The organism is Hymenobacter frigidus, assembly GCF_014640435.1.
Taxonomy (GTDB): domain Bacteria; phylum Bacteroidota; class Bacteroidia; order Cytophagales; family Hymenobacteraceae; genus Hymenobacter; species Hymenobacter frigidus.
The window spans coordinates 153,156-173,228 of sequence record NZ_BMGY01000003.1 but is presented as its reverse complement, the minus strand read 5'-3'; the positions used below and the strand labels follow the sequence as shown (position 1 = coordinate 173,228).

Sequence of the window (20,073 nt, the reverse complement as noted above, 5' to 3'; positions counted from 1 at the left end):
CAGCATTTCCCGCTGACCGGCTATTCAATTTTTAACTACCAGCATTTATCATGCTTCCTGAAAATATCGACGACTTATTCCGGGATAAACTGGACGGCCACGCCACCCCGCCCGGCGATGCCCTGTGGGCCCGCCTGCAGGCCGAACCCAATGCCGCGCCCGAACCAAGCGCCGACCGCCTCGACCACCTGTTCCGGCAGCGCCTGGATAGCCACGCCACTGCCCCCGGCCGCGCGGTTTGGGAACGCCTCGAGGACGAGCACCTGCGGCCCCGCAAGCGGCGGGCGGGCGGCTGGTGGCCCGTGGCCCTGGCGGCCGTGATAGCGCTGCTGCTGGTGGCCGGCGGAGCCGGCCTGTGGAGCGGGCGCCGCATCGGCAATGGCCCCGGCGGCGCGGTCGCATCGCAACAAACCCGCACGGCGGCGCCGGTCTTTTCGGCACCAGTTGTTGCTTCGGAACAGCCCGCTGAAACCGAGTTGACGCGCGCTGCTGCAACTGGTAGCCAAAGTGCCGGCAGCCCCGAACTGGCCACGGCGGCAGCTCTCAAAACAACGGGCACACTGGCTCCTCAAAAAAATACGCTGCCTCAGGCAACCCGCTCCAGCGAGCTGGCATCTACTGCTCCGAAGGCCAGCAGGACCGTCGCCGGGCAGTCGGCGCGCCGCTTACTGGGAACTAACCGGCAGCCGGACGCGGCCACCGAAAACCGCTCCCAAGTAGCCCGCACGACGGCCCGCCCGGCCGCTGCCCCAACTCTGCCCTCCGCTGCTGACGAGCCGCGACTTACTCCCGAACCTTCTACCATTGCCCTAGCTCCCAAACCAGTACCAACTCCGGAAATCGTTCGGAATGTACCGGTACCCGCTGCCACCCTGGCGGCGGCCAGCGAGCTGATAACCGTGGACGTGCGCAACGGTAGCGCAGCCCCGGCTCGCCCCGCCAAAACCAGCATTACGGCCCTGGCCGAAGCCGTAGCGCCCACCGAACACCGGGGCTTGGGCGGCCGCCTGCTCCAACAAGCCGGTCACCTGGCTCGCGGCGAACGGGTCAGCCTGGCTGAAATAACGGGCTTGCCCGAAAATGTGACGCTCCGTGCCACGGTGGCCGGCCGCAGCATCAGCAAATCCATCCGACTCTAATCTCTCTTTCTTTTAGAAATCATGCAACGCGCTTTTCTCTCCTTTTTTCTGACGATGCTGGTGGGCGGGCTGACCGAAGCCCGCACCACTACGCTGGCTCCGGCCGCCGTGAAAGACACCATTGTGGTGCGCCTGCCCAACAAAGCCACCCTCACCCTGACGGTGCGCGACGCGGCCCAGCTGCGCGAAATGAAAAACTATCAGCTCGACTCCCTCACCTCGCGGCTGGCCGGCTACATTGCCCAAGCGGAAAAAGCCGCCAAGGATGCTCCCACCGACCAGGTGACCCTGCAATTTTACCCCGACAAAGACCAGCCCGGCAAAAACCTGCCTGAGCAAATCCGCATCACAACGCGTAAAAAAACCGCGAACACCAACCGCGTTGATGTGATGCTGAACAAGACTTTTGGCGTGGTGGTGACGACCGACGCAGATGGCACCAAGTCGTACAATACCAAGCAGAACACCAAAACTGATGAGCAGCGTCAGGCCCACCGAGATTCCACCCGTTTGAAGAATATTGAGCGTGACCGGAGTACCGTCAACTTTGTTTTTGACTTGGGCCTGAACGCCTTGGTCAACCAGAAAGTCCGCAACACTATGCCCCCCGACCAAGCCGGCACGGTAGACCTGCGCACCGAAGGCTCGCGCTACGTCAACTTCGGCTTAGATTGGGTTACCCGCCTCGGCGGCAAGCGCAGCCCGATTAGCATCGTGGTAGGGCCCGAACTTTCCTTCAATAACTACATGCTGAGCGGCAACAACCGCTGGGTGAATACCAATGGCCGCACCGACGTGATTCGCGAAACCGATGGCCGCCAGTTTCAAAAAACCAAGCTCGCCTCCTCCTCCATCAATGTGCCCCTGATGCTTCAATTGCGCCTGCGCGACTCGCACTACAAGCCCACCCTCATGCTGAGCGCCGGCGGCTTTGTGGGCTACCGCATCAAGTCCTGGACCAAGCTGAAATACACCAACGAGGGCTCGACCAACAAAGAAAAGGAGGACGGCAGCTACAACATGGAGAATTTCCTCTATGGCTTGCAGGGCACTATTGGCTACCGCGGCCTGGAGTTTTTCGGCAAGTACAATATGAACAGCCTATTCAAGACGGGGGCCAGCCCCGACACCCAGGTGCTGAGCTTCGGCATCCGCATCGCCGGCAACTAACCAGCGTCCGGTACGTGAAAAAGCCAACAAGCCCCGCCTCATTCCGAGGCGGGGCTTGTTGGCTTTACGGTAGTTTCCAAGGGCAGACTACAACCTGCTGCCCGCCCACTGACCTGGAAACCGCTGCAAGCTGCCTGCTTTGCGCTTACTGGTTGCGGAAGAAATTGTCGAGCAGAATAGCGGCGGAGATGGCCACGTTCAGGCTTTCGGCCCCGCCGCTGGCCCCGCGCGGAATGTGCAGCCGGCGCGTGAGAGCCGCTGCTACGCCCGGCGTGAGGCCGTGCGACTCGCTGCCCATGACGAGCACGCCGGCCGGGCGGAGCGTGAGGCGGTGCACATTGTCGCCGGCCAGGTCGGCCCCGAAGATGCCCACGCCGGGCGGCAGCGTGGGCAGCCAGTCGGCCAAATCACGTTCCCACACCCGCACCCGAGCAAACGCGCCCATGGTGGCGGCCACCGTCTTGGGCGCGTAAGCATCGGCGCAGCCGAGGCTGAGCACCACGCCGGGCAGGCCGTACCAGTCGGCCAGGCGCAGCAAGGTACCCAGGTTGCCGGGGTCACGCACTTCATCGAGGGCGAGCAACAAGGCGGCTTCGGGCAGCGTTGGGGGCAGCGGCTTTTCCTCGGGCAGGCGGGCCACGGCCAGCGCGGTGGTGTTGGTGGCCAGCGTGCCCAGCTGGGTGAGCTCGGCCTCGGTGGCGATGCTCAGGGGCAGGCGGGCCGGGAGCTGGGCATGGTTTTGGGAAGCAAATTCGGCCGTGACCAGCACGTGTTCCGTTTCCAGGTCGGAACTTAGCAGCTCCAACACGCTTTTGCCGCCTTCCACCAAAAAGGCACCGTGGCGTTGCCGATACTTCTTTTGGTGCAGGGACTGCACATATTTGCCAAGTGCTTTTGAAACCATTGTTGTCTGACTATACCGCGAAGCTACGGCCATTGGGCGGGCTGGGCTGGTGCGCGGCCCCCGTGCTGGGGCTGCTGCTGCTGGGGGCGTGCTCGCCTTTTGGCCTGTTGCGGCCCAACCAACGCCTGCTGAGCCGGGTCGAAATTAAAGGGGTGGAACGCGCCGACAAAGAACGGCTCGCCGCGCTGGCCCAACAACAACCCAACACCCGCTTCCCGCTGCCCAAGCTGGCCATTTACCAGTTAGGCTACCGATTCTACGACTCGGCGCGCATAAAAAGCAGGCTGCGCGACATCCAGGCCAGCTACGTGGCCAGCATGAAAGCCGCCGGCACCGACTCGGTGCAGCTGGGCAAGCTGCTCATCAAGCGCGAACGCCGGGTGAACCGCAAGCAGCTGGCCCTCGACAAGGGCAACGCCATCATGCGCCTCGGCGAAGCGCCGGTGGTGTACGACTCGGCCCTGACCCGCCGCTCGGTAGAGCAAATGACGACGTACCTGCACTCGCAGGGCTTTTTTCGGGCGCGGGTGGCCGCTACCGATACGGCCCGCTACCAGCGCAGTATGTTGGTCCGAATCTTTAGCGGCCTGGGCTCGGTACTGCCCGACAAGCCCGACTCGCTGGATGCCGCCAAAAAGTACCGCCGGACAACGGTGACGTATACCATCCGGGAAAATCAGCCGTTTCTCACCCAGCTGCAATCCCCCAGCATTCCCGATTCGGGCGTAGCGGCCGTGGTGCGTCAAGGCGCGGGTGCTTCTTTGTTTAAGGACAAGGAGCGCTACAACGAAACGCTGATTGGCCAGGAGCGCACCCGCCTGGAAACCCTGCTGAAAAACGCCGGCTACTTTGATTTCCGCCAGCAGTACATCACCTTCGAGGCCGATACCAGCTACGAGAAATTTCGGGTGCGATTGCGCACGCTCATTGCCAACCCCGGGCCAGACCAGGGCCACCGCGTATACAGCGTGCGCCGTGTGCGCTTTGTGACCGATGCCGGCGTGGGCCGCACCCTGCGCAGCACCACCGGCGACACCCTGCGCCGGGCCGGTACGCCCGGGGGCCAGGCCACCCGGCCCAGCCTGGGTGTGCGCACCGATACTGTGGAGACCGACTCGGTGAGCTTTGCGGCTTACGAGCAGAAATACAGCACCAGCCTGCTGGCCCGCAAAGTGCTGGTGCGCCCCGGCCAGCGCTACAGCCTGGTCCGCACCCTGCAAACCCAGCGCCAGCTGGCCGACCTCGACATGTTCCGGTTCAATACCGTGAACTACCGCAAGGTGCCCGACCCACCCGCTGCCGACAGCTCCGGCCTGCACCCGAGCACCGGCGAGCTGCTGGCGGTTATCAACGCCTCGCCCGCGCCCAAATTCGGCGAAACCGTGGAGGGCGGCGTCACCTACGTCGCTTACCTACCGGGCCCTTTCATCAACCTGCGGCTTAAAGCCCGCAACCCCTTTGGCGGGGCCGAGGTGCTGGAGCTGGGCGTACGGGCTGGCTTCGAAGGCCAGCTTACCCGCGTGGCCGGCCTGCCCGCCGTGTACACTACTCAGCTTGGGGCCACGGCCAGCCTTGTGCTGCCGCAGTTCCTGATTCCCTTCCGGCCCAACAAATTCCTCACCCGCTACAGCCCCAAAACGCGCTTCTCCCTCTCGGAAACCTTCGTGGACCGGCCCGAATATACCCGCTCCAACTTCGAATTCACTTACGACTACATCTGGCAGCGCTCGGCTTTCCACCAGTATGTTTTTTCGCCGGTGGTTATCACCCTGGTCAATACCATCCGGACCGATAGTCTCTTCAGGGTGCTGCTCGACTCCCTCCGTACCACGCAGGGTTCATCGCTATTTCGCTCGTTCAGCAAGCAGATTGTGCCCAGCATCAGCTTCACCTCCCTCTATAATTCCAACGACTTCAACCAAACCCGCGATGCCCGCTACCTGCGCCTGTTTGCCGAGCTGGGCGGCCTCACCCGGGGCCTCTACCGGGAAGCACTGTATGATAAAACAAGCCTGAGCGTGTACAATTTTGCCCGCTTCAGCGCCGACTATCGCCGCTACCACCACCTCACGCCCAACACCTACTTCGTGTGGCGGCTCAACGGCGGCGTGGTCCACGCCCTCACCCGTACCCCCGACCCGTCCACCGGGGCCTCTCAGTTCATCATACCTTACGACAGGTCATTTTTCGCGGGGGGCTCCACCAGCCTGCGGGCGTGGTCGCCACGCCGCTTAGGCCCGGGCGGCTACACGCCCCAGCGCCTCATTACTGATTCGAATAAGCAGCCGCAACTCATCCGGGATTACCTCACCGAGCAACCGGGAGAGTTGCTGCTAGAGGGTAGCGCCGAGTACCGCTTCCCCATCTACAGCTTCATAAAAGGCGCGGTATTCACCGATTTTGGTAACGTGTGGGGCTTGCAGGAAGGCAAGGACAAGGACGGCAACTATCTGCGGCCCGATGCTCAGTTCCAGTTCAACAAGTTCTACCAACAGATTGCCGTGGGCTCCGGCTTCGGCGTTCGATTCGACTTTACCTTCCTCATCCTGCGGCTCGACGTCGCCACCAAGATTTACGACCCCACCGCACCGCCCACCCAGCGCTGGGCCCTGCGCAACTTCGACACCAGCGCCAATCCCATTGCCTTTAACCTCGGCATTGGCTACCCGTTCTAGCGAACAGCGAGCAGCGAGCAGCAGGTAGGAGCGGCTGTCATCCTGAGCTTGCGAAGGACCTTCTCACGCTCGCATCGGTTGAGCTACTGTAAACTGTTCGCCGGTGAGAAGGTCCTTCGCAAGCTCAGGATGACAAAACGCTTCCGCTCGCTAATACGCCAGTAATTCTGCTAACGCCACCGCTACTTTGGCGGCGCTGGGCAGCATTTGCTTTTCCAGCTCCACGTTGAGGGCAATGGCGGGCAGATTGGCTGCCCCAAGAGTGAACACCGGCGCGTCCATCACTTCGAAGCAGTGGCGCTGGATGCGCCCGGCCAGGCTTTCCGCAAAGCTGTTCATCAACGGCTCTTCGGTGAGGACGAGCACCTTGCCGTGGCGGCGGGTGGCCGCCTCAACGGCCTCAAAGTCCAGCGGATTAAGGGTGCGCAAATCGAGGATTTCGATTTGGCCGGGAAAGTCGCGGCTGGCAGCCCGCGTCCAGTGCACGCCCATGCCGTAGGTCACAACCAGCGCGGTTTCGCCCCGGCGCAGCTTCTCCGCATCGGCAGCCTGCGCAATGGCCGCCTTTCCCAGGGGAATTACGTAGCCGGCCGCGGGCTCAATGGTTTTGGCCTCTTCGGTGCCGGGCACCTTGCTCCAATACAGGCCTTTGTGCTCCAGCATCACCACCGGGTTGGGGTCGAGGAAGGCGGCGCGCATCAGGCCTTTCATATCGGCTGCGTTGCTGGGGTACACCACCTTGATGCCACGAATGGTGAGCAGCGTGCTCTCGATAGAACCCGAATGGTAGGGCCCGCCCCCGCCGTAGGCCCCAATCGGCACCCGGATGAGGGCCGGAATGGGAAACTTGCCCATGGTGAGGTAGCACGACTTGGATAACTCCTCAACCAGTTGGTTGAGCGCTGGCCAGATGTAGTCGGCAAACTGAATTTCGACGATGGGCCGCGCCCCCACCGCCGCCATTCCCGCCGTGCTGCCCACGATGTAGGCTTCCTGAATAGGCGTATTGAATACCCGGGAATCGCCGTACTTCTTGGCCAGCAGCGCCGCCTCGCGGAACACCCCGCCCAGCTCGCCGCCCACGTCCTGCCCGTAGAACAGGGCCTCCGGAAACTCCCGCAAAATATCGTCTACCGTGTGCAGCGCGGCATCCACCATCAGGGTTTTTTCGGCCCCGGCGGGACTGCGCTCGCCCGCTTCGGCCGTCACGACCGTTGGGGCAAACTCGTGGTCGGCAAAGGTGGCGGGGTCGGGATTGGGGGCCGCCAGGGCCTGAGTCCAGTCGGCCCGCACGGTGGCACGGGCCTGGGCCCGCAGCTCATCGAGCTTCTGTTCGGCCACGCCTAGCGTTAACAGGCGCTGGTGCAAGCGGGGCAGCGGGTCCTGCTCCTGGTGCGAGACCAAGTCGTTGCGGTACCACTCGCGGCGCACGCCGCTGGTGTGGTGGCCCAGCAAGGGGCATTTGGCGTGCACCAGCACCGGGCCGCGCCGGCCGCGCACGTGGGCAAAGGCCTCGGCCAGCCCGGCGTGCGACGACTCCACATCGGCCCCGTCCACCTGAATGCGGCGCAGGCCGGGAAAGCCAGCGGCAAACTCGTAGGCATTCATGGCGCGCATTTCGCGGCCGGTGGCCGAGATGCCCCAGTCATTATCCTGCACCAGGTAAATAATGGGCAATTGATGCAAAATGGCCATTTGCAGGGCTTCAGCCACTTCGCCCTCCGTCATGGCGCCGTCCCCAATGGAGCACAGTACCACGGGCTTACTGCTGGCGGCCTGCACGCCCGCTTCGCCATTGCGCGGGTAATTCAGCCCCTGGCTTTCGAAATAAGCCAGCGCGTGGGCCATGCCCGTAGCCGGAATGGCCTGCATGCCCGTGGCCGAGCTCTGGTGCGGAATAACCGGGATGCCGGCCCGCCGCAGCGACGGGTGCGAATAATAGGTTCGGCCACCGCTGAACGGGTCATCGGCCTTGGCCAGCAGCTGCAGCATGAGCTCATACGGGCGCAGGCCCAGACCCAGCAGCAGGGCATCATCGCGATAGTATGGCGCGGCGTAGTCGGTTTCGATGAGCAGAAAGGCGGCCGCCAGCTGCACGGCCTCGTGGCCCCGGGCAGTGGCGTGCACGTAGCGCGAGGCCACGGTTTTCTTCTCTTCGTAGAGCGCGGCCATTTCGGCGGCGGTGTGCATCAGGTGGTAAGCGCGGGTAAGCAAGCCGGTATCAGCGGCCGGGAATGAGGCCGGAGCAGCGGGCGTAGTGAAGGCCACGGCGGCAGCCGCAGCGGCAGCGGCCACGCGGGTATTGGAAAAGTCAGCAGTATCGGAAGCGGCGGGCGCTGCAAAATCGGACATCGGAAACACGGAGCGGGTGATTCCACAAAAGTACGCCCCGCGCCCTCGTCTGTATCTTTGCCTCACCATAATCCCGCTTTGCGCTTCATTTGCGCACTCTTCCGGGTTCCCGAGCAGGGTATTTCTGCCGGGCCCCTTACGGCCAACAGTTCGTGAACCCAGCTTCCTCCCCTACCACTCGCCCCGAAATTGAAGCCTGGCTGGCTGATTTCCAGCTCCGCCTCTGCCAGCAGCTCGAAACCGCCGATGCTGGCCCGGCCACTTTCCTTACTGATACCTGGCAGCGCGAAGGCGGCGGCGGTGGCCGCTCCAAAGTGCTGGAAAACGGCCGCATCCTCGAAAAAGGCGGCGTGGGCTGCTCGGCCGTCTGGGGGGAGATGAGCGAGGCCGCCGCCCGCCAGCTGCACATGCCCGACCCGCATTTCTACGCCACCGGCGTGAGCGTGGTGCTGCACCCGCGCAGCCCGCGCGTGCCCATCATCCACATGAACGTGCGCTATTTCGAGGCCGGCAACGGCGAAGCCTGGTTCGGCGGCGGCATCGATTTGACCCCGATTTACGTGGACGAGGCCCAGGCCCACGCCTTCCACGCGCAGCTGCGCGCCGTGTGCGACCGCCACAACCCGGCCTACTACCCCAAGTTCACGCGCTGGGCCGACGATTATTTCTACCTCCCGCACCGCCAGGAAACCCGGGGCGTGGGCGGCATTTTCTACGACCGATTGACGGTGGGCCAGGACGGTACCGCCGAAGAATTATTCGCCTTTATGCGCGACGTAGCCGAGCTGTTCGGCCCGTTCTACACCGGCCTGATGGCCGCCAACCATGCCCTGCCCTACACCGAGCGCGAAGAAGCCTGGCAAAGCCAGCGCCGCGCCCGCTACGCCGAGTTCAACCTGGCTTTTGACCGCGGCACCCGCTTCGGCCTCGAAACCGGTGGCCGCACCGAATCCATTCTCATGAGCCTGCCCCCGCGCACTGGCTGGGCCTACAATCCCGCCCCGCCCGCGCCCGGCACGCCCGAGGCGAATACCCTGGGCTGGCTCCGCAAAGGCGTAGACTGGCTGGGCTGAATCAATTAAAAATTGAGAATTAAAAATCAAAAATTCCGGCCTCGCCGGCTTGCCATCGTGCCCATTTTTAATTCTCAATTTTTAATTTTTAATTACCTCATTGAGAATTAAGAAACCCGGCCGCGCCGGCTTGCCATCATGCCCATTTTTAATTCTCAATTTTTAATTTTTAATTACCTCCAAGCCCTCGACCGCCAACTCCTGCTGGCCATCAACCGGGCCCACACGCCGGTGGTGGACGCCATTATGGTTTTCGCCTCTAACCGCACGGTGTGGTTTCCGGCCTATGCGCTGCTCATTGGCTGGCTGATTTATTATTTCCGCCAGCGAGCGTTGCTGGTTTTGCCCTTGATTATTATGGCCGTAGCGCTGGCTGACAGCATCACCAGCCGCTTGTTCAAGCCGTTGTTTGCGCGCCTTCGCCCTTGTCATGATTTGCAGCTGGCCCAGCTGCTACACCTGCCCGATGGCTGCGGCGGGCAGTTCGGCTTTCTGTCGTCGCACGCGGCCAACTCGGTGGCCCTAGCGGTTTTTTTAGCCCTGGCATTGCCGGCCAAGCGTTTTCGGGCGCTGAAGTGGCTGGTGATTCTGTGGGCTACGCTGCTATCCTACAGTCGCATGTACCTGGGAGCCCATTATCCAGCCGATGTGCTGGGTGGCGCCGCCGTGGGCGGGCTGCTGGGCTGGGGCGCGGCCACGCTATTTGTGCGTATGCGCCACCGCCAGTCCGACGGGGCATTACCTAAGCCTGACTAGTAATCTGCGGCTGTTCAGTGGTTCGGTTTTTTAAGCATTTATCATCCTAAGCGCCGCGAAGGACCCTACCACCACTACGCCAGTTTGATTCTGGCAAGCGGTGGTAAAGTCCTTCGCGGCGCTCAGGATGACAGAAATTTTAAGGTGCTAAGTGCCCACGCATAAGTAACCGGATAAAGAAGAACGTCATTCCGAGCTTGCCGAGGAATCTCGCTCGCGCCAGTGGGCGGCGCGGATGACTCCGGCAAGATTCCTCGGCAAGCTCGGAATGACGTTCTTTTTGGTTGACTACGGTTACTTGTGCGCGACTGCTTAAACGGTTGCTATCGAACTGTAAACCCAACCCGCTACCGGCCCAGCAGCTTGGCCACGTACTTGCCCACAATATCAAATTCCAGGTTTACGGTTTCCCCGGCTTTGAGCTGCTGAAAACTGGTGTGTTCGTACGTATAGGGAATGATGGCGACCGTGAAGCCTTCATCGGTGCTCTCAAAACAGGTAAGGCTGGTGCCATTCACGCAAATAGAGCCTTTTTCGACGGTGAGGCGGCCGGGGCCGGGCGCGTGGCCGAACCGAAACAGCCAAGACCCGGCCTGGTCGGCCACGCTCAGACAGGTGGCCGTGGCGTCGACGTGGCCCTGCACGATGTGGCCGTCAAAGCGGCCGTTGGCAGCCAGGCAGCGCTCTAGATTAACGTGGCGGCCGGGCTGCCACTGGCCCAGGTTGGTCACGCGCATGGTTTCGTCGATAGCCGTGACAACGTGCGTACCGGCGGCGGCATCCACGGCCACCACGGTCAGGCACACGCCATCGTGGGCCACGCTCTGGTCAATCTTCAGCTCGGCCGCGAAGGGCGAGGAAACGGTGAAATGGCGGTTGCTACCTTGGTTTTCAACGGCCACAATGGTGCCCAAAGCCTCAATAATTCCAGTGAACATGAATAGCGGAGTTAGTCGGATTATGCAAATTTCAGAACGTCAGGCGGGCTCAAACCATGGCCGCGCTGCTTCCAAACGCAAAGAACGGCACCCTGAAGCCGGAGTGCCGTTCGCGTTGACGGAAGAATAACCGACGGAGCGGCCAAAAGATTATTTGTCGGCTTTGTCGAGGGCCTTCCAATCGAGGTCGCCGTTTTCGCGGCGGCGCAGGAAAACCGTCTGGTCGTCTTTCTGCGTTTTGCCGAACGTGAGGTCGCCCCGGCAGTCGATGCATTTCACGGAAGTGTACTTGAACTTGTCCTGCGACACGCGGCTGGTCAGGTCCAGATTATCGGAGCCGCAAAGGCCGCAGGTGGGCACGTCGGGAAAGCTGAGTCGGTCGTATTCGGCCACGGTTTCGTGAAAGTTACTGCCCTGCACCGTGAAGTGAAACTGGCGGCGCCCGATGCGCTTGGTAATCATCATTTGCAACATTCTACTGCACTAAAATGGGGTGTGTTGAGGCTTTAAAATTACAAAAAAACGACCTCATACGCAAGCGTATATCCCGCTAAAACCACATAAAAAAAGGTGCCGCGAAGCACCCTTTCTTAATCTTCTCAACAGTAGTTACTGCTGCACAAACTTGACCGTTCGCCGAGTGCTGTTTCCGCTTACTTCGCAGGTGTATACGCCCTTGGCTAAGCGCCCCAGCCGCAACGGAACCTCCCCGCTGCTGCCAGCGGGCAGCTCCTGCTGCACCACTACTGCTCCGCGGGCATCGAACACCCGTAGGCGCAGGGCATGGCCGCGCAGCACCACGGGCAGCACTAGGGTAAGTGGGCCATCCTTGTTGGGATTTGGGAAGATTCCCAGCGGTTCGCCGCTGTTCAGTTGGCGGGCGGTTGTGGCCAGCGGCGCATTGGGGTGCAGCACGTTATAGGCCGTGAGGAAGTTGGGAATGCCATACCCCAAAACGTTATCGGGATTGTTGGCTTGCGAAGCCGTGGCGCGCAGGGCGGCAATTACCTGCTGGGCCGTCAGCGTGGGGTTGGCCTGCCAGAACCCGGCCGCCATGCCCGCCAAAATGGGGCAGGCATAGGAAGTGCCGCTGCCCCGGAAAGCCGAGCCATTGGCTGAAAGCACCGCGGCCGCAAAGCCCATGGCCGCCAGGGTCGGCTTGATGCGCCCATCGGCCGTGGGGCCGTAAGAGCTGAAAAAAGCGTGGCTTCCCAACGAGTCGACTGCTCCCACCGACATTATCGAATCGGCATCAGCCGGCGCCGAGATGTAGTGCCAGGGGTCGTCGCCCTCGTTGCCGGCCGCATTCACCACCATCATACCAACGCGGGCGGCCATGGTAGCGGCCCGGGTGCTGATGGCGTTGCGGCCGTTCATGTCGGCGTAGGTGTAGGAAACGGAGGGCGGGTCGAAAGTGGTGTAGCCAAGTGAGGAGCTGATAACATCGACGCCACTAGAATCGGCGAATTCAGCCGCCGCCAGCCAGTTGGCTTCCTCCACGGGGTGTTCCGAACCGGTGTCCTCCGTGATGCACAACGAATACGATGCCCTGGGCGCGGTACCGATGTAGAACCCGGTTTGGTTGCCCGCCATTGTCGACAGGCAGTTGGTACCGTGTGGGTTGCGCAGGTACACGCTGGTGCCGCCATCCACGAAATTGCGCGTGCTCACCAGCCGCTGCTGCAGAAACAGGGGCTGTAGCGCCGAAATCTGGTTTACCCCGGGGAAACCGGCATCGAATACGGCAATGTGCATGCCCTCGCCCCGGAAACCCGCGTCGTGCATGGCCAGGGCCCCGATTTGCAGGTTCTGGCGGTAGGCCGAGCCGTATTGGGCCCGGGTGGCCTGGGTGCCGCGGGCCACCACATCGGGCACCTGCACGGGGGCCGACGGCACGGGCTTGGCCACCAGCTGGCGGTTGAGCGTGCTGGCCCGGCGCACCGTGGGCAGCTGCGTAATGCGGGTGAGCGTGGTCGAATCGCAGGAAATTACCGCGGCATTGAACCAGCGCGAGGTGTATAGTACTCGCGGACTGCCCGCTAGCCCGCGTATCTGGTTCACGTAGGCAGGGTTTACGGGCAGGTCGCGCGGGAGCACGGCAATGCCCTGGCGGCTGCGACGGGCAACGGCCCGGGCCGATAAAAACGCCTGCGGCTGCGCTACCGAATACGGCGTGCCCGTTTTATCCCGGAAATACACCAAATGCCGCCGCACCGTACCCTGAGCCGCGGCCGGTGCGGCCGCCAGCGCAGCCCACGCTCCTACCATCGAAAACGCAGCCAGCCACTTTTTTGCAGAGAAAACCATAGTATGCAACGTGTAGGAAAGGAGTGAGCGCCGTGGCGTTAGCGTGGGCCGTAATCAATCAGAGTTTCGTGCCGGACGGAAGCGCTGAAGTACGAACCCGGAATGTAAATCTGGTTGCCATTACGTGAATCTGTGTAATTAAAAGGAAGCAAGTAACGGCGGCGGCGATGTACCGGCCCTACTTTTTTGGCAAATACTTGCTGGTAGTTAAGAATCTTAAGGAGCGTATTCTGGTTGGCCGTGCCCGTGTTCTCGGTTGTAATCGTGGCGGGGTACGTAATGACCGGATTGCCAGCCACGACCCTTGAAGTAAATGGCTGCCCAATGCGACTGTACTGGCGGGTTTCGGCTGTTATGGTGTCGTTCGAGTTATTGTTGAAGGCATTAAAATTCCACGAACGACCTTCCTTCACCGGAAAAACCAGTTCCAGCGTGCGGGCATTGTTGCGGTTCAGCGTCACGAACTTGGAGTTGGCGCTGAGAATGAACACACTGTCGTTGCGCCAGGCATCGGCCGGGGTCAGGCGCTTGGCCCGCACCAGGCGGTAGGCTTTCTGGCCGGCCGCGTCGGTGATGATTTCCGTGATGGTTTCCTTGAACTGGAAGGCGCTGGCCGTGCGCACGCTGGGCGTCGACTGCGAAGCCAGGCTCCAGGTAGTATCAGCCACGGCATAGACCCAAAAGTTGCCCACTGCCACCGGGTAGTAGTCGGTGCCCGAGTCAGGCAATACTTCCACAGTGTCCTTACAGCCCGTCAGACTCAGACCCAATGCCGCGGCGGCAAAGGCGAAGTGACGAGCGTTGAAACACTGATTTAAGGTTGATAGCATCCGGAACATAAGCGCGGGAAAGAAGGGGGAGAAACGGGCAAAAAGCGCTAGTGGGTCGCTTCCGCAGCGGTAAAAGGTAAGGGGAATTCCCCGATTACGTGGCGTTCAATCCAACCGCCGCCCAGCACGTCCGGCCCGTCGTAGAACACGGCGGCCTGGCCGGGCGTGATGGCGTGCACGGGCTCCTCGAAATACACGCGAATTTTGCCGTCCACTTCTTCCAGAAACGCCGGGGCGCCGTCGTGGTTGTAGCGCACTTTCACCACGGCCGGCACCAGGCCCTGGCCGATGAGGTTGGCCTGCTTGCCCATGTTGAGCTTGCCCACTACCGTGGCCGTACTGGCCAGCTCTTCGTAGTTGCCCAGCACCACTTCGTTGGTATCAGGCCGGATTTCGAGCACAAATGCGGGGTAGCCCAACGCCACGCCCAGCCCCTTGCGCTGCCCGATGGTGTAGAACGGGTAGCCCTCGTGCTTGCCAATGACGCGGCCGTTTTTGGTCACGAAGTTGCCGCCGGCCACGCGCGCTTCCAGGCCCGGCACGCGGCGGCGCAGGAAACCCCGGTAGTCGTTGTCGGGAATAAAGCAGATTTCGTAGCTCTCGGGCTTGTTCACCAGCTCGGTGAAACCGCGCCGGCGGGCTTCGTCATAGATTTCGGTTTTGCGCATGCCACCCAGCGGGAACAGCGTGCGGCTCAGGCTGGCCTGGCTCACGCCCCACAGGGCATAGCTCTGGTCCTTGTTTTCATCGAAGCCCTTGCTCACCACAAAACGGCCGGTTTCGGCATCCTTGCGGATGTTGGCGTAGTGACCGGTGGCGATGAACTCGCAGCCAAGCTGGTCGGCGCGGCGCAGCAGGGCGTCCCACTTGATGTGGGTGTTGCAGAGCACGCAAGGGTTGGGCGTGCGGCCGGCCAGGTATTCATCGGTGAAGTTGTCGATGACAAAATCGCCGAACTCGTCCCGGATGTCAATAATATAGTGCGGGAAACCGAGCTGCACGGCAATGTCGCGGGCATCGTTGATGCTGTCGAGCGAGCAGCAGCCGGTTTCCTTTTTGGAGCCGCCGGCGCTGGCGTAATCCCAGGTTTTCATCGTCATTCCGACTACTTCGTAGCCTTGCTCGTGCAGCAGCACGGCGGCCACGCTGGAGTCGATTCCGCCGCTCATCGCGACGAGTACGCGTCCTTTTACTTCGGTATTCATAAGTGGTGCAATTCGCCCGGAGCTTGAATGGTTCCGGCCGGCACTGGCAAAGGTACGCGTGCTAAAAGAAGGAAGCGTTGGTCATCCTCAACCCTACTTACCCCGTCCTTCCATGATAATCTTCAGCGTGTAGAGCAGGACCCGGAAGTCCATGGCCAGGCTCATGTTTTCGATATAGAGAATATCGAATTTGAGCCGCTCCACCATCTGCGCCACGGTTTCGGCGTAGCCGTATTTCACCTGGCCCAGCGAGGTGAGGCCGGGGCGCACGCGGTGCAGGTGGCGGTAGTGGGGCGCGATTTTCACAATCTGGTCGATGAAAAACTGGCGCTCCGGACGCGGACCTACAATGCTCATGTCGCCTTTTATTACGTTCCAGAACTGGGGCAGCTCGTCGAGGCGGACCTTGCGCATGAAACGGCCCCACTTGGTGATGCGCGGGTCGTAGTCCGAGCTCAGGGCCGGGCCCGTTTTCTCAGCGTCGGTGAACATCGAGCGAAACTTGATAATATTGAACGGCAGGCCATTACGTCCGATTCGCACCTGCCGGTAAAATACCGGTCCGGGCGAGGACAGTTTCACCATCACGGCCGTGAAGGCATACACCCACCAGGCCAGGACCAGAAACAGCGCCGAGCCCCCCACGTCAATCACCCGCTTGAGCACCGCCTGCCACACCGGCAGCAAATCCTGCTTGATTTCGATGAGTGGCGTGCCAAATAAGTGGTTCACCTTCACCGAGCCCAGCAGCATCTGGTAGAGGTCGGGCAGAATGCTCACGCGGGCCGGCGTGCCTTCCAGCAGCGCCAGGATATCCTGAATAAGCCGGTGCTCGCTGGGCTCGAGGGCAATAACAATCTGCTCGACTTTGAGCGCGCGCACCAGAGCGGGCAGGCGTTGGTACGGGCCGTTGGCGGGCAGCTCCGCCGCGAGCTCAGGGTCCACGGTATCGCCCACGGGCGTGAATCCAATCAGGCGCAGGCCCAGGTGGCGACTGGTACGAGCTAACTCGTGAAAGGTATTCAAAGCCAGCGCATTGGAGCCCACCAGCAGCGTGGGAAATGAAATCCGGCCCTTATAAATCTGACGCTGCACGCTACTCACGGCCCAGGTGCGCAAAATGGCCGTGATGAAGAAATGCAGCAGGTAGTATGCCGTAAAGGTCTTATAATAAGCCCGGTAGTTCATTACGCCTTGGTCATCGAGCAGCAGCGTGAAGAAGATGACCACTGCCCCGAGTACCGACACCCGCGCCAGCCGGATGATTTCGGCCAGGCGCGACTTGCGGTAGATATCGCGGTATTCGCCCACCAGCGTGTAGAGCACGGTCCAGAATACGGCGATGAACACGGCCGAACCCGTGAGGTCGAACAAGGCACCTTCGGTGAACCGGTAGCCCGTCAGTTCGTTGAGCAAATATTTGCGAACGAGGTAAAAACACATCCATGCTACCAGCGCCGCGCCAAAGTCGGCAGCCACGAGCTTGATGTACTGAAAGCGGCGAATTAGCTGCAAAACGACAAATTGGGTAGTATTTTCGCGGCCTGTGGAGGAGCACCGCACCTGGCAAAGGTATGAGCCTGCGGGTAGTTGTCGGACGCTGACATTGGCAAAGAGGCGATTTTTTCACTCGCGCCTCGCTCCCTCCTTTTTGTTCACTCATTTATCTGCACGCCATCTCACCACTTCCGGACACTTACCGCCACCAGGGCCAGCGGCGGGCGCTGGTGCGCGAGCTGCGCCTAAAGGGCATTCACAACGAGCCGGTGCTGGCGGCGCTGGGGGCCGTGCCGCGCCACCTGTTCTTCGAGCCGGCCTTCGAAACCCACGCCTACCAGGACAAGGCCTTTCCCATTGGCGAGGGCCAGACTATTTCGCAGCCTTACACGGTGGCCTTCCAAACCCAGCTCCTGGGCGTGCAGCCCACCGACCACGTCCTGGAAATCGGTACGGGCTCGGGCTACCAGTGCGCGGTGCTGCTGCGCCTCACTCCCCACGTCGACAGCGTTGAGTTCAACGAAGTGCTATTTGCGCGCACCCGACAGCGGCTGGCGGCCATGGGCGCGGGCGGAGCTAGTTTGTATTGCGGCGACGGCACCTTGGGCCTGCCCGCCCGCGCGCCCTTCGATGGCATTCTGGTCACGGCCGGCGCGCCGGGCCTGCCGCCGGCCTTGCTGCGCCAGTTGCGCGTAGGTGGTCGGCTGGTGATTCCGGTGGGCGACAGCCAATCTCAACGCATGGTGCGCGTGACCCGTGAGGGGCCGGAAGCATTCGTGCGCGAGGAGTTTGAGGAATTTCGGTTTGTGCCCTTGCTCGGGGCCGGGGGCTGGCCGACCTGAATTCACGATGGCGCTGGCCGGGCGATGACCGCGTAACTTGCTTCTTGTTAGGCCCCGCCGGGGAACCCCACGCCAAAGGGCGCGGGGCAGTAAGCCCGCGCTGGCGGCCAAGAAGCAAGCACACTTTTTTTCTGTTTATGCTGAAAATGTTACGCGCTTCCCGGCGCTGGTTGCTGGGAGTTGGAGTGATAACCCTGGCCCACGCGGCCACCGCGCAAACGCCCGAAGGCGTGACCCGCGCCTACCCCGAACACCGCACCGGTCTGCGTTGCGCCTTCGACAGTGCCCAGCAGGCGGCCTTTGCCCGGCAGCCGGGCGCGGAACAGGCCTACAAGGCGTTTTTGCGGGAAGTAGCTCAGATGAGCCCCGCCGCCCAGGCCCGCCTGCTGGCCACCCCCGATGTGACAGTACCCGTGGTGATGCACATCATTCACAACGGCGGCAGCAGCAACATTTCCGATGCGCAGGTGCTGGATGCCATGCGGGTTATCAACGAGGATTTTAGCAAGACCAACCGCGACACCGCCGATGTCATCCCGTTTTTTCGGGCCCGCTATGCCAACGTCGGCTTCCAGATGAAGCTGGCCAAGCTGGACCCCAACGGCAACTGCACCACGGGCATCACCCGCACGTACTCCACCGACACCAGCATCGGCGACGACCGGGTGAAGAACCTCATTAAGTGGGACCAGGGCAAGTACCTGAACGTCTGGATTTGCACCAGTGCCAACGGGGCCGGCGGCTACGCCTACCTGCCCTGCTCGGGCGGCAGCGTGGACGGCATTGTGATACGCAACGTCCAGTTTGGCAGCATCGGCACTTCGGGCGGTGGCAACCTGGCGGTGCGCTCGATGACCCACGAAATTGGCCACTACTTTGGCCTGCCCCACACCTGGGGCGGCAGCAACACGCCGGGCCTGCCCAGCAACTGCGGCCTGAGCGACGGCATTGCCGATACGCCCACCACCACCGGGGCCCAAAGCGGCTGCAACCTGGCCTTCGCGCCCTGCACCGACCCGCAAACCGGCCAGCCCGTGCTGGCCAACACCCAGAACTACATGGATTATGCGAGCTGCTCGCGCATGTTCACGCTGGGCCAGCGCGCCGTGATGCGGGCTTCGCTCCAGCTGAGCTGCCGGCAGCAGCTCACCACCCCGGCCAACCTGCTGGCTACGGGTACCAATAGCGGCTTCGCGGGCGGCCCCTGCGCGCCGATAGTGGCGTTTCGGCCCGCGGCTACGATGGTTTGCGAAGGCTCGTCCGTAGCGTTTACCGACTACTCCTACAACGCTGCCCTCACGGGCGGTGGCGCGAGCTACGCCTGGCAGTTCCCGGGCGGCGTACCCGCTGCTTCCACCCTGGCCAACCCGGTGGTAACTTATCCCAACGGCGGCATCTACGGCGTAACGCTGACCGTGACCACGGCCGGCGGCAGTGGCACCGCCACCCGCGCCGGCCTGATGCAAGTGACCGGAGGCAACGCGGGCCTGGCTGGCCCGGTGGCAGAATCATTCGAGGCGGCCGCGTTCCCGCTCAACTTCGCGGTTCCTGACCTGCGCAACTGGGAGGCGTCGTCCAGCTCCACGCTGGGCGCGGCGCGCTGGCGGCGCGTCGTGAACGTGGCCGGCGGCCTGCAATCGAGCGATGGCAACGCCTGCGTCACGGTAAGCAATTCGTTGGTTCCCCTGGGCACCCAAACGCGCATTGCTTCGCCCAACATTAACCTGAGCGGCTACTCGGCCGCCAACCCGGCCGTGCTCACGTTTGACCGGTCGTACGCCCTGCGCCCCGTGACGACCAACGACTACCTCAGCGTGCAGTTCAGCACCGACTGCGGCCTGACTTGGCTGAATCAGCGCAACTACTTTCCGGGCGACCTGAACACCCGCGACACGCTGCGCGTGTACGGCTTCACGCCTAAAGTCGCCGCCGACTGGAAGCAGCTGCGCCTGGATATTCCGGCCAGCTACTATACCAGCCGTTTTCAGGTCCGCTTGCAGCTGATTAGCAACGGCGGCAATAATTTGTACGTCGACAAACTGGCCATCGGGGCAGCCACGACGCTGGCCAGCCGCGGCAGCAATTCGGCGGGCGCCCCGCTCCTCGTTTTTCCCAATCCGCTCACGGCTGAAACCGCAATAGAATTCACGCTGCCCCTCGCGGGGATGGTCGAAGTGCGCCTGACCGATGTGCTGGGCCGCCTGGTGCGGCCCGCCACGCGCCTGCAGGGCCGGGCGGGCCGCCAAACCCTGCCCCTGCTGGCGGGTGCCCCGCGCCCTGCGCCCGGCATCTACCTGATTGAACTGCGCTCAGCAACTGCACGTTGGGCCACTAAGCTCGTGGTAGAATAAGGAAATTATTCCTGAAGTTGACCTTGTAGCGTGT

At 62.1% G+C, this 20,073-nt stretch carries 15 protein-coding genes; 7 read left to right on the top strand and 8 right to left on the bottom strand.

Annotation, left to right across the window (positions count from 1 at the left end; translation table 11 throughout):
- Positions 1-50: 50 nt before the first annotated feature.
- Positions 51-1,139 carry a hypothetical protein gene (locus IEW17_RS02740; RefSeq protein WP_188560481.1) on the top strand — a complete coding sequence of 363 codons (1,089 nt, stop codon included), beginning with the start codon at positions 51-53 and terminating at the stop codon, positions 1,137-1,139.
- Positions 1,140-1,160: 21 nt separating this feature from the next.
- Entirely contained in the window at positions 1,161-2,309 is a 1,149-nt protein-coding gene (locus IEW17_RS02735) for an outer membrane beta-barrel protein (protein WP_188560480.1), read from the top strand.
- 145 nt (positions 2,310-2,454) lie between these two features.
- Here the strand turns inward: IEW17_RS02735 and IEW17_RS02730 are convergent, their stop codons facing one another.
- The gene (locus IEW17_RS02730; protein ID WP_308420589.1) at positions 2,455-3,186 is read right to left on the bottom strand and encodes an RNA methyltransferase; all 732 of its coding nucleotides are present in this window, start codon (positions 3,184-3,186) and stop codon (positions 2,455-2,457) included.
- 29 nt (positions 3,187-3,215) lie between these two features.
- On the opposite strand from IEW17_RS02730, the gene tamL reads away from it, so the two are divergent.
- Positions 3,216-5,888 carry a translocation and assembly module lipoprotein TamL gene (tamL, locus tag IEW17_RS02725; RefSeq protein ID WP_188560478.1) on the top strand — a complete coding sequence of 891 codons (2,673 nt, stop codon included), beginning with the start codon at positions 3,216-3,218 and terminating at the stop codon, positions 5,886-5,888.
- Positions 5,889-6,038: 150 nt separating this feature from the next.
- Here tamL and IEW17_RS02720 read toward each other — a convergent pair whose 3' ends face one another.
- Positions 6,039-8,240: an alpha-ketoacid dehydrogenase subunit alpha/beta gene (locus tag IEW17_RS02720; protein ID WP_188560477.1), complete on the bottom strand. Its 2,202-nt coding sequence runs from the start codon at positions 8,238-8,240 to the stop codon at positions 6,039-6,041.
- 152 nt (positions 8,241-8,392) lie between these two features.
- On the opposite strand from IEW17_RS02720, the gene hemF reads away from it, so the two are divergent.
- A complete protein-coding gene (gene hemF, locus IEW17_RS02715) occupies positions 8,393-9,313 on the top strand; it encodes an oxygen-dependent coproporphyrinogen oxidase (protein WP_188560476.1) in 921 nt (306 codons plus the stop codon).
- Positions 9,314-9,451: 138 nt separating this feature from the next.
- Complete coding sequence (locus IEW17_RS02710) at positions 9,452-10,069, top strand: phosphatase PAP2 family protein (RefSeq protein ID WP_188560475.1); 618 nt, start codon at positions 9,452-9,454, stop codon at positions 10,067-10,069.
- Positions 10,070-10,416: 347 nt separating this feature from the next.
- Here the strand turns inward: IEW17_RS02710 and IEW17_RS02705 are convergent, their stop codons facing one another.
- The 6 genes from IEW17_RS02705 to IEW17_RS02680 form a co-directional block, all read right to left on the bottom strand.
- Entirely contained in the window at positions 10,417-11,007 is a 591-nt protein-coding gene (locus tag IEW17_RS02705; RefSeq protein WP_188560474.1) for a riboflavin synthase, read from the bottom strand.
- 150 nt (positions 11,008-11,157) lie between these two features.
- Positions 11,158-11,472: a hypothetical protein gene (locus tag IEW17_RS02700; RefSeq protein WP_188560473.1), complete on the bottom strand. Its 315-nt coding sequence runs from the start codon at positions 11,470-11,472 to the stop codon at positions 11,158-11,160.
- Between the two features lie 144 nt (positions 11,473-11,616).
- A complete protein-coding gene (locus IEW17_RS02695) occupies positions 11,617-13,314 on the bottom strand; it encodes a S8 family serine peptidase (protein ID WP_188560472.1) in 1,698 nt (565 codons plus the stop codon).
- A gap of 38 nt (positions 13,315-13,352) precedes the next feature.
- Positions 13,353-14,144, bottom strand: coding sequence for a hypothetical protein (locus tag IEW17_RS02690; RefSeq protein ID WP_188560471.1), 792 nt, complete (start codon positions 14,142-14,144; stop codon positions 13,353-13,355).
- A gap of 47 nt (positions 14,145-14,191) precedes the next feature.
- A complete protein-coding gene (gene mnmA, locus IEW17_RS02685) occupies positions 14,192-15,349 on the bottom strand; it encodes a tRNA 2-thiouridine(34) synthase MnmA (protein ID WP_188560470.1) in 1,158 nt (385 codons plus the stop codon).
- A gap of 93 nt (positions 15,350-15,442) precedes the next feature.
- Positions 15,443-16,864, bottom strand: coding sequence for a sugar transferase (locus tag IEW17_RS02680; RefSeq protein ID WP_229748771.1), 1,422 nt, complete (start codon positions 16,862-16,864; stop codon positions 15,443-15,445).
- Between the two features lie 212 nt (positions 16,865-17,076).
- Between IEW17_RS02680 and IEW17_RS02675 the strand changes: the two genes are divergently transcribed.
- Both IEW17_RS02675 and IEW17_RS02670 read left to right on the top strand, forming a co-directional pair.
- Entirely contained in the window at positions 17,077-17,688 is a 612-nt protein-coding gene (locus IEW17_RS02675) for a protein-L-isoaspartate(D-aspartate) O-methyltransferase (RefSeq protein ID WP_373286151.1), read from the top strand.
- Positions 17,689-17,825: 137 nt separating this feature from the next.
- Positions 17,826-20,039 carry a M43 family zinc metalloprotease gene (locus IEW17_RS02670; protein WP_188560469.1) on the top strand — a complete coding sequence of 738 codons (2,214 nt, stop codon included), beginning with the start codon at positions 17,826-17,828 and terminating at the stop codon, positions 20,037-20,039.
- Positions 20,040-20,073: the final 34 nt, after the last annotated feature.

Bases quoted from the DNA above. Each gene is read 5' to 3' on its own strand.
- IEW17_RS02710 (WP_188560475.1), top strand. From the start codon at position 9,452: ATGCCCATTTTTAATTCTCAATTTTTAATTTTTAATTACCTCCAAGCC.
- mnmA (WP_188560470.1), bottom strand. From the start codon at position 15,349: ATGAATACCGAAGTAAAAGGACGCGTACTCGTCGCGATGAGCGGCGGA.
- IEW17_RS02705 (WP_188560474.1), bottom strand. From the start codon at position 11,007: ATGTTCACTGGAATTATTGAGGCTTTGGGCACCATTGTGGCCGTTGAA.
- IEW17_RS02690 (WP_188560471.1), bottom strand. From the start codon at position 14,144: ATGCTATCAACCTTAAATCAGTGTTTCAACGCTCGTCACTTCGCCTTT.
- IEW17_RS02720 (WP_188560477.1), bottom strand. From the start codon at position 8,240: ATGTCCGATTTTGCAGCGCCCGCCGCTTCCGATACTGCTGACTTTTCC.
- IEW17_RS02735 (WP_188560480.1), top strand. From the start codon at position 1,161: ATGCAACGCGCTTTTCTCTCCTTTTTTCTGACGATGCTGGTGGGCGGG.
- IEW17_RS02740 (WP_188560481.1), top strand. From the start codon at position 51: ATGCTTCCTGAAAATATCGACGACTTATTCCGGGATAAACTGGACGGC.
- IEW17_RS02670 (WP_188560469.1), top strand. From the start codon at position 17,826: ATGCTGAAAATGTTACGCGCTTCCCGGCGCTGGTTGCTGGGAGTTGGA.
- IEW17_RS02700 (WP_188560473.1), bottom strand. From the start codon at position 11,472: ATGATGATTACCAAGCGCATCGGGCGCCGCCAGTTTCACTTCACGGTG.
- IEW17_RS02695 (WP_188560472.1), bottom strand. From the start codon at position 13,314: ATGGTTTTCTCTGCAAAAAAGTGGCTGGCTGCGTTTTCGATGGTAGGA.